This window comes from Pseudomonas sp. FW305-3-2-15-C-LB1, assembly GCF_058787615.1.
In genome coordinates, this window is record NZ_JBYSZX010000035.1 from 1 (window position 1) to 10890 (window position 10890).

Consider the following 10890-nt stretch of genomic DNA (forward strand, 5'->3'; position numbering starts at 1 on the left):
TGCCCAATGGAAAAACCCGCTTGTGGAAAGCCGACCTGAAACCCTATGAAACGCCGGTCAAGCTGCCACCCGATGCCCGGCCCGATGCGCATGGCCTGTACACACACGAAGGGCAGACGTACCTGACGCTGGAGGACCGGCAGTATCAGGTGACCAAAGACCCGGACACCGCCGCGTATCGCATCCAGCACCCGTCCCGACCCGAGGCCTACTCACCCGAGCTGACCCACAACCACGAAGGCGCCTGGCTCCACGAGGGCGAAAACCCGCAGGCCTGGGACGACGCTACCGCACTCAGGCGCCTGGGCCATACCACCGAAGGCCTGGAGACTGAACAGTTGCTCAAGGCACAAGAGGCCAGCGGCGTTTCCGCCAACGCCTTGCGCGAAGCCCACTTCAATGGCGAAGCCACCCCCCTGCTGCTGGCCGACTCGTTGCAACGCTTTAAACTCAACCAGGACGTCAGCGCATTCATCCAGCAACTCAAAAGCGCCGACCCCGCCGTCTACAGCCAGGCTGACCTGGGCCTGCAACTGGACCTGATGAAGCGTCGCGGCCTGCTGTCCAGCACCCCGCCGCTACGGGTTGTGGATCCCCAGGGCAAAGTCCTGTGGGAGGATATACCCCATCCTTCATCGCCGTTCAGGCGTGCGGTTTATCTCACGGAGCAACATTTGGCCCGTGGCGAGGGATTGCGTGAGGTGCTGTACACGCTGCAGGACACCGACCCACAGCTGCTCGACATCCCGGGCCAGCCCCAGGACACGCTCGACACTCGGGCCACCGGGCTGCGCCAGGCATTGGGTGAATTCGTCGAGAGCATCAAGCCGTCGTATCTGGAAGAGCGCTATCAGACACTCACAGCCAGCAACGATCCCGACATACAGCGCGTACAGCAGGCTTTCCCCAAACTGCCGACGCGCATCGCGGGGCAATTGCTCAAAGAGCTGAGTACCGAGGACGTGACCACGTTACGCAACACCGGGCGCCTGCCGGATACGGTGGCTGGACTGGCACGCTGGGCCGAGCAGGAAACCCGCGTGTCTCGGGCCTATGAAAACTTGCACCTGAATACGCCGTCCGAGCTCGACAGCCAACGCCTGGTCCTGCACACCCTGGAGACCTTGCCGGGCTGGCAACGGGGCACCCGCGTGGAGTTACGCCTGCACTCACCCGACGGCCCATTGCTCGACGCGATCGGCGAGGCCGGCAGCACGCCAGGCAAGACGTTGGTCCAACTGGAAAACGGGCAATTCAAAGGGCCGGATTCGACGGATATGTACCAGGCCATACTGGACACACTGTCAGCCGGTGAACGTCAGGACCTGAAGCTGTTCGACGCCCACCAACTGCGCGATGCCATCGCGGCCAAGCCCTTGCCCCGCGACACCTTGCGCACCCTGCTGTTGGAGCATCCGGTGCGCAAACCCACTTACGACGCCACCCTGCGCTTGCTGGGGGGCGGGCGCGGCTACGACATGCTCAGGGCGCAGTTCAACAGCCCGGCACAGCGGGTGCGCAGGCTTTACCCGTCTTTCAGCGATGCAGAAGTCACCGCCTTCATCGAGTCACTGGGCAGCGATACAAGCCGCCAGCTGGCCCTGAGGGAAGCCGAGTACAGCCAGCTCAAAGCCGACTTGAAGCAGTGGGTCAAAACCAACATCCCACGTGTGGCTTCCAGCGACTATGAACGAACGGGCGGGTACAGCGCGGTGGTTGCCAAGGATATCAAGCGCTGCTGGCGCCGTGAGACAGGCACCTCGCTGAAAATCGTCAGCGGCATGCCCCTGGACCTGCCCGCGCTGACGGCAGACTTCAGCCATGTCACCGAGCTTGAACTGTTAACCCGACGCTGGTCGAGCAATGCTCAAACCTTTCTGGGCAACTTCACCCAACTCAAAAAGCTGAGGCTGGAAAACTGCGACCTCAAAGCACTGCCCGAAGGGCTCGAGGCAATGCCCCGCCTCACCCATCTGGAGCTGAATGCGAACAATCTGGTGCTGACCCCGCAAAGCGCCGCCCGTCTGAGCGCTTTGCGACAGTTGGAAACCCTCGATCTTTCGGGGAACCGCCTGGGTACGTGCCCGGATTTCAGCTTCATGTACAGCCTCAGACGACTGAATCTGTCGTTTACCCGGCTTGATCAATGGCCGGTGGGCCTACGGGACAAAACCAGCCTGACCTCTCTCGACCTGAGCCACAACCAGCTTCGCGAAGTTCCCGCGGTACTGCTCGAGCCGCCGCCCGAGCAATTGGAGGCCATCGCCAAGATCAACAGCGTCACCTTGCTCGACGACAACCCGCTTCCCGACGCCTATCGCGAACGCTTCGACGCCTACTGGAGGCGCCTGAGCCAACAACGTCCGGACCTGATCAGGAACACTGACGCCTTCGATATGCGCAACCCGCTGCTTGAACGTGCGCGCACGCTGTACCCGAACCGCAGCCGCCTGGAGAACCGGCGGTTTATCTGGGGGCTGGGGAACGGCGCCGAAGCAGAGTTGCTACGCCTTGAGCAAGAATTCCAGGGGCTCAATAGGCAACTCGATACCTGGGCCTCAGCAGGCGGCAACCTGAACAGCCGCACCGGCAGCGGCTATGTGCGCACCCATCAGCGTTTGTTGAATGCCCTGGCTCAAGATGATCGCTACCTGGCCAAGGAACGCATCGTCCAATGCTGGCGCAAGGAAACGCCGATGCAACATGCTCACGATGGCACCCCCATCGGCCTGGAACTGGACCTCAGCGGCCTGAACCTGCAGAGCCTGCCGGAACTGGATGCGGACTTCAGCCACGTTGGCTCGCTCAAATTGACCAACATGCAGTTGAGCACCAGCCCCGAGCAGTTCCTGCTGCGCCATCGCGGGGTGCGCTGGCTGGACCTGTCGCAAAACCAATTGCGCGAGCTGCCGACAGCCCTTGATGAGATGAACGGGCTGACCCGTCTGTTTTTGCACGAAAACCAGATTCAGCTCACTACGCAAACTGCGCAAGTGCTGGCCCAACGTACAACACTCAGGCTGTTGAGCCTGGGCAACAACCCCTTGCGCATCGCTCCGGATTTCAGCGCTATTACCGACTTACGGGTGCTGGTAATGCAGAATTGCCAACTGGAGAGTTTCCCTGGCGGGCTCGGCGCACAACCGTTACTGACAAAGGTCGAGTTGGCGAGCAACCGCATCACCAGCCTTCCCGACTCGCTCATCAACCCTACGGATGAACAACTGGCGCAGTCCGTCCGGCTCACCCGGGTGACCGGCCTCAGTAACAACCCGCTGACCGAGGCGGTGCGCCAACAGGTGGATGTCTACCAGACGCGGCTTGAGCTGGCGGGCCACAGCTCGCTTGCACAGCCCAACCGGATGGTTACCTCAATAGTGGAACAGAGGCTGCCACTGATGGTGCAAGTTCCCGACCTGGTACAGGCAAAACGCTGGGTAAGGGACCTGTCCCAACAGGAACTAGCGAAACGCCACAACCAATGGTGGCAACTGCGAGAGCTACCCCACAGTGACGGTTTCTTCGCGATGCTCAATGGCCTGGAGGAACTGCCCGAAGGCCATGCAGACTTGCAGGCCCGAGTCTGGGCGGTGATCGACGCCATGACGCAAAACACCGCCGAATCCGAAGCGCTGCGGGCACAGGTATTTGAATGGGCGGGCCGGCCCACCTGCTGTGACCGCGCCGGGTTGTCGTTCAGCAACGTGGAGGTCATGACCATGGTGCACAACGCCAAGTTGATGGCCGGCGATGTGAATCAGGGGGCTACCCTGATCAAGCTGTCCAGGGGGTTGTTCCGCCTCGACGAAGTGGAAAAAGCCGCGCTGAACGATATCGCCCGGCGTACCCAAGCGATCAATGACAACCCCGCCTTGTCGGCCGAGGAGAAAACCCTACAGATCAACCGGCTGGAAGAAGTTGAAATCCGCCTGGCCTACCGTTTTGGGCTCAAGGACGCCGACCAGCTCGACTTGCCGGGCCAACCGCAGACGGCGCGATACACCGGCGGCAAAGTTAAACCAGAGGTCTTGCAAGACACCCGCGACAAAATTCTCGCACTGAACAATTCACCGGCTGAATTCCAGGCGTTGGTCGCCAGGGATTTCTGGCAGGAGTACCTGACTCAGAAATACCAGGCGCAGTTCGAAGCGCAGAGCCAGCCGTTCCATCAAAGCCTGGGGGCCTTGTACGACCAGCGCAGCGAGGGGCGGTTGACCGAGAAGGTCTACGACCAACAGGCCAAGGACTTGCAAGCCCAGCTTGCCATCCAGGAAGCCAACCTGATCGAGACCCTGACACGCACAGAGTTGCGAGCCAATCCGATCACCTGACCGCCCGGTGCCAGGGCTGCACGTTCTGGCATCGCTTGACCTATCTACCCCGGCAAACGCCAACAGGCATGGTCTGCTGCGCACTTCATCATTGCAGGAGTGCACCCATGCCCGTTTTATCCACGGCGGATCAGACACCGCCCCCCGTGTCAGACAGCCAGCACCACGCCTTGCTCGAAAACGCTGTACCCGATTGGCTGAAAAAGGCCACCGCGTCACAAAGGGATGCGCTCAAAACCGCCTCCACGGAATTGCCCGATTGGTATCAGCGCGCCCCGGCGGCCCGACGCAGCGCCTTTGAAACCAGCATCGCCAGCCAATTCGCCGCACAGAGCCAATTGGACACTACCTTGTCCAGGCTGCAAGACCTCGACACTTTCGCCCGGCCCCTGTTGGTCAACGCCTTGAAAGATCGGTTCAACGTCGAACTGGATGTCGACAAGACCTTCATCCGGCTACGAAAAACCGTGTCTATCAGCGAGTACTACATTCCCGCCGGTTGGTTCGAAGCACTCAAGCTGCCGCTGCTGCAAGCGGCTTTGCACAACTTCGAAGCGTCGGAATGTGAAGCCGGCGCGTTTCATTCGTCTTCGGGGTTCGTGGTCCTGGCGGCGAGCGGCGACTGCTATAACCCCATCACCACGACCTTGACCGTGGAGCAATTCACCGGGCTGTGTCGTTCGCTGGATATCGGCGCGAAATACCAGGCTTACCTCAAGGGTTTCCTGGAGCCCGATAACGCGGTGGCGCAGGCCGTCCTGCAGGAACGCTTCACTGCCGCGCACAAGTGCGCCCTGCGCGCGGCGGCTGAGCAGGCCCTCTTGAAAAATGACATCACCGAGGCCGACTACCGCATGGTCTTGTCGGTGATCGCCGGAGAAAAGGAGCCGGTGCTCAACGGCAAGCGCATCTGGTTGCGCGACCTGAGCCTGGCACAACATCGACTCACCGGTGTGGTGGTGTTCCTGGTCAGTGGCGAACTTCATAACGGGAGCGAGTTGCTGCTGTACGTTCCCGGCGATCCGCAGGCCCCGCTCAAGCGCTATACCCTGGGCCAGCTAAAGCCCCTGTTCAAGCAACGGTTCACCACCCCTGACACACCGCCGTCAGCGCAGGATGGGCCAACCGTCTACCAGCGCTTCTTCAGCCAGTTCGTCGACTATGCGGAGCGCGCGGACTATTTCAGCCAGTTCACCCAGAACGCCCCGGACACCACCATCCTCCAGGACCTCGCGCCCTATCAGGCCCTGATCGATCAAATACGCCGGGGGATCGACCCGTTCTACATGTTCAGCACGGTCCACCCAATGCCACCGCCTGCGCCGCCCCGGCAAGTGCCCAATCCGGACCCTTACCTGGACCCGGTGATTACGTCGCCGGCACACGGTGGATGGTTCTGGGGTGAGAACCTCGACCTGTGGACCTACCTCTACGAACAATATCGCGCCAGACTCTACGCCGACGCCCGCGCACACGCGGTGCCCACCGCCGACGTGGACGCACGCGTACGCTCACGCAAGCTGGCCCAGCTGCTCAATATCGGCATGCTGCTGTTTACAGGCGTGTCAATGTTCATACCGGCACTGGGGGAAGCCATGATGGCGGTGATGAGTACCCAGCTGTTGCTGGACACCTTCGAAGGGGTCAGGGAATGGTCGGAAGGTGATCGCAAAGCGGCCAAGGCACACCTGATTGATGTGGCGCAAAACCTGGTGATGCTGGCGGCCATGGTGGGGGCGGGAAGAGGCTTTGCCAAATTGATCCCGGTGCCTGCCGAGCCGGTCGTCGAAGCGACGTTGCCGGTGATGTCCACCGATGGCAAGACCCGCCTGTGGAAACCCGACCTGGCCCCTTACCGGGCGGGGGTCAATCTGGCACCGGATGCCCAACCTGATGCACAGGGGCTGTACCGCCACGAGGGGCAAACGATTCTGCCGCTGGAAGGCCACCCGTACAGGGTGACGCATGACCCGCAAAACGCCGAATACCGCATTGCGCACCCGACACGCCCAGAGGCGTACTCACCCAGGCTCACGCAAAACCACGAAGGAGCATGGCGTCACGAGGGCGAGCATCCCCTGGACTGGGACGACACTACGGCGCTCAGGCGCCTGGGCCATACCACCGCGCCGCTGGACACCGAGCAATTGCTCAACGCCCAACACGCCAGTGGCGTCACCGCCGATGCCTTGCGCGAAACCCATATGAACAGCGACACCACGCCGCTGCTGCTGGCCGATTCGTTGCAGCGCTTCAAAATCCACCAGCAGGTCAGTACATTCATCCAGCAGCTCAAAAGCACTGACCCCTTCGTGTTTCCCAAGGCTGACCTGGGGGCTCAACTGGACCTGATGAAGCGTCGCGGCCTGCTGTCCGGCTCCCCGCCGCTGCGAGTGATCGACGTCGAGGGTCGCGTGCTCTGGGATGACGCGCCCTCCCTGCCGTCCCAGCGCAGGCGCACGGTCCTGCTCACGGAGCAGCAGTTGGAGCGCGGCGAAGGCTTGCGCGAGGTGCTGGGTACCCTGCAAGGCACCGACCCCGACCTGGTCGACATACCAGGCTCGCCCCAGGACACTCTGCCCATGCGGGCCGCCAAGCTGCGCCGGCAACTGGGTGAGTTTGTCGAATCGATCAAGCCCTCGTATGTGCAGGAACGTTACCGCCAACTGACGGCCAGCACCGACGCCGATGTGCAGCGTGTGCAGGACGCCTTTCCCACCTTGCCGACGCGCATCGCCGAGCAACTGCTCAGCGAACTCAGTGCCCAGCAATTAGAGGCCTTTCGCGCCAGCGCGCGCCTGCCGGACACGCTCGCCGAGCTGGCGCAGTGGGCCGAACAGGAAACCCGGGTATCCCGGGCCTATGAAAACCTGCACCTGAACACACCGTTCGACCTCGATAGCCAGCGCCTGGCCCTGCGCACCCTGGAAACCCTGCCAGGCTGGCGCCGCGGGACCCGCGTGGAGTTGCGCCAGCGTATGCCTGGGGATGCCGAGGACCTGTTGCTCGATGCCATCGGCGAGGTGGACAGCACGCCGGTTAAAACCCTGGTGCAGCTCAGTGACGGGCAGTTCGAAGGCAACCCTTCCACGGATGTGTACGACGCCATTGTCAACGCGTTGTCACCCGGCGAGCGTATCGACATGAAGCTGGCCGACGCCGCGCAATTGCGCGCCGCCATCCAGTCCCAGCCCTTGCCCCGCGAAGCGTTGCGTGCATTGTTGCTGGAACACCCGGTGCGTAAACCTGCCTACGACCCCACGATGCGCCTGCTCGGTGGAGGGCGCGGCTTCGAGAAACTCAAGGCCCGGCTCAGCAGCTCAGCCCAGCGGGTACGCAAGCTCTATCCGTCTTTCAGCGACGCGCAAGTCGACACCTTCATTGAGTCACTGGGCAGTGATGTACGGTCAAAACTGACCCGGCGCGAAGCCGAATACCGCCAGCTCGAAGACGACCTGAACACCTGGGTCGAGGCCAACAAGCCGCGTACGGCGGGCTCCCAGTTCGACCGCGCCGGCGGCTATGCCGGCACGGTCGCCAGGGACATCAAGCGTTGCTGGCGCCGGGAGTCCGGCACTGCGCTTAAATTCATCAGCGGCATGCCGTTGGACCTGCCCGCGCTCACGGCAGATTTCAGCCATGTGACCGAACTGGAACTGCACACCCGTCAATGGAGCGCCAACGCTCAAACCTTCTTGAACAATTTCACCCAGGTTGAAAAGCTGAGCCTGGTCAATTGCGAACTCACGACAATCCCCGAAGGGCTTGATCGGATGCCCCGGCTGACCCAGTTGCGCCTGAGCCAGAACAAGATCGTCCTGACCCCGGACAGCGCCGCGCAACTCAGCGCGCTGCACCCGTTGGAAAGCCTGGAGCTCTCGGGAAACCGCCTGGGTCGCACTCCGGACGTCAGCGCCATGCACGGGTTGAAAAGACTGGACCTGTCCTATACCGGAATCGAGCAGTGGCCGACCGGCCTGCAGGACAAAACCGGCCTGGAATTTCTCAACCTGCGCGGCAACCGCCTGCGCGAAGTGCCCGACCTGTATCTCGACCCACCTCCCGAACAGTTGGAGGCGATTGCCGGGATCAACAATGTCACCTTCCTGAAAGGCAACCCGCTCCCCGACACCTACCGTTCGCGTTTCGACGCTTACTGGCGGCGCCTGGGAGATCAGCGTCCGGATTTGATCAAGACCCATGATGTTTTTGACATCAGCAACCCGCCGCTTGAACGCGCGCGTGCGTTGTACCCGAATCGCAACGCGCTGGAGACCCGGCAGTTTATCTGGGGCCTGGGGGAAGGCCTGGAAGCAGAGTTGCAACGCCTGGAACGGGAGTTCGCCCAGCTCAACACGCAGCTCAATACCTGGGCTTCCGCTGGCGGCAATGTCAACAACCGCACCGGCACCGGTTACGTTCGCACCGAGCAGCGTGCGCTGAATGCTCTGGGTCGAGATGATCGTTACCTCGCCAAGAATCGGATCATCGCCTGTTGGCGCAAGGAAACGCCGGCCAAACTGGCCTTCGATGGCACCCCCATCGGCCTGGAACTGGACCTCAGCGGCCTCAACCTGCAGAGCCTGCCGGAGCTGGATGCGGACTTCAGCCACGTCGGCTCGCTCAAATTGAACAACATGCAGTTGAGCACCAGCCCCGAGCAATTCCTGCTGCGTCATCGCGGGGTACGCTGGCTGGATATATCGCAGAACCAACTGCGCGAGCTGCCGGCGGCGCTCAATGAGATGAACGGGTTGACACGCTTGTGGCTGCACGGCAACCAGATCCAGCTCAGCGCGCACACCGCTCAGGTGCTGGCCCAGCGGTCAACGCTTCGCCTGTTGACCCTGGCCTACAACCCCTTGCGCGTCGCTCCGGACTTCAGTGCCATCACCGACATGCGTACGTTGAACATGCGCAATTGCGAACTCGAGAGCTTCCCGACCGGGCTTGGTGCACAACCGTCGCTGGTACAGATCAATCTGGCGGGCAACCGCATCTCCAGCCTCCCCGAGGCCCTCATCAATCCACCTGACGAACAACTGGCGCAGTCCTCCAGGCTCACTCACCTCATCGAGTTCACGGGCAACCCGCTGACCGAGGCGGCGCGAGAGCAGCTGAACCACTACCGGGCGCGGCTTGAACAGGCGGGCCTGAGCTCGGTCGACCACCCCGACAACCTGGTCTCCTCGGCACTGCGGCTCTTGCCGCCGCCACGCCCCCAAGCCATCGATCAGGCGCAGGCGCGGCGCTGGATGCAAGCAATGTCCCCCACGCAGATCAGCACCCGCATGGCCCAGTGGGAGCAACTGCGCGCACAGCCAGGCAGTGACGGCTTCTTCGCCATGCTCAAGGACATGCGAGAGGCCACCGCCGGCCATGCAGACCTGCAAGCCCGGGTGTGGGCGGTGATCGATGCCATCACGCCAAACACCGTGGAATCCGCGGCGCTGCGCGAGCAGATGTTCGAGTGGGCCGGACGTCCGACCTGCTGCGACCGCGCCGGGCTGTCGTTCAGTAACGTGGAGGTCATGACCATGGTGCACAACGCCAAGGCACTGGCCAGCGATGTGAGTCAGGGCGCCGCGTTGATCAAACTGTCCAGGGGGTTGTTCCGCCTCGATGAGGTGGAAAAGGCCGCGCTGCAGGACATCGCCCGGCGCACCCAGGCGATCAATGACAACCCCGCTTTGTCGGCGGTCGAAAAAGCTCAGCGGATCGCCCTGCTCGAAGAGGTCGAGATCAGGCTGGCCTATCGCTTTGAGCTCAAGGACCCGGACCAGCTGGATTTGCCGGGACAACCGCAGACAGCGATCTTTACCCGCGGTAGGGTCAGCGCAGAGGCCCTGAAAAAGACCCGCGAGGACATCCTCAAGCTGAACGATTCGCCGGCCGAGTTCCAGGCCCTGGTCTCCCGGGATTTCTGGCAGGAGTACCTGACCCACAAGTACCGGGCTCGGTTCGAAGCGCAGAGCGAACCTTTCCACACCAGCCTGGAGGCCCTGCACCGCCAACACGCCGAGGGCCGGTTGTCCCAGGCCAACTACGAGCACCAGGCAAAGGACCTGCAGGCCCAACTGGCGATCGAGGAAGCCAGCCTGATGGAGACCCTGACACGCACAGAGTTGCAAGCCAACCCCGTCACCTGACTCACCGGGCGCCGGGGTTCGCACCCTGGCGCTGTTTTATCTACCCCAGGCGCCGCCCACTGACGTGATCTGCTGTCTGCTCCCACTACCTCAGGAGAGACCGCATGACGGTTCAACCTTCGCCCGTCGAAGCCACTACCCCCGTGTCGAAAAGCGTGCACGATACGTTCCTCAAGAATGCCGTGCCCGATTGGCTGAAAAAAGCCACGCCGCAACAGTTAGATGCACTCAAGACCGCGCCCGACGCAATGCCAGACTGGTACCAGCACGCCTCTGCGGCGCAACGCCAGTCGCTTATGGACTGCATCACCGCCGGCTTCACGGCTCAGAGCGCGCTGGACAACGCCATGTCCCAGTTGCAGGACATCGACACCTTCGCCCGGCCGTTGTTGGTCAAGGCCCTCAAGGAT

At 62.2% G+C, this 10890-nt stretch carries 3 protein-coding genes; all 3 read left to right on the forward strand.

Translation table 11 applies throughout. The features are described from left to right. The first annotated feature begins 20 nt into the window (after nt 1-20). Entirely contained in the window at nt 21-4331 is a 4311-nt protein-coding gene (locus AC3WP7_RS29925) for an NEL-type E3 ubiquitin ligase domain-containing protein (protein WP_492561417.1), read from the forward strand. A 107-nt stretch (nt 4332-4438) separates the two neighbouring features. Next, on the forward strand, nt 4439-10480 hold the full coding sequence (locus AC3WP7_RS29930) for a dermonecrotic toxin domain-containing protein (RefSeq protein WP_158243781.1): 6042 nt from the start codon (nt 4439-4441) through the stop codon (nt 10478-10480). Between the two features lie 104 nt (nt 10481-10584). Beyond that, a partial coding sequence (locus AC3WP7_RS29935) for a hypothetical protein (RefSeq protein WP_492561418.1) occupies nt 10585-10890 on the forward strand: 306 nt, incomplete at its 3' end.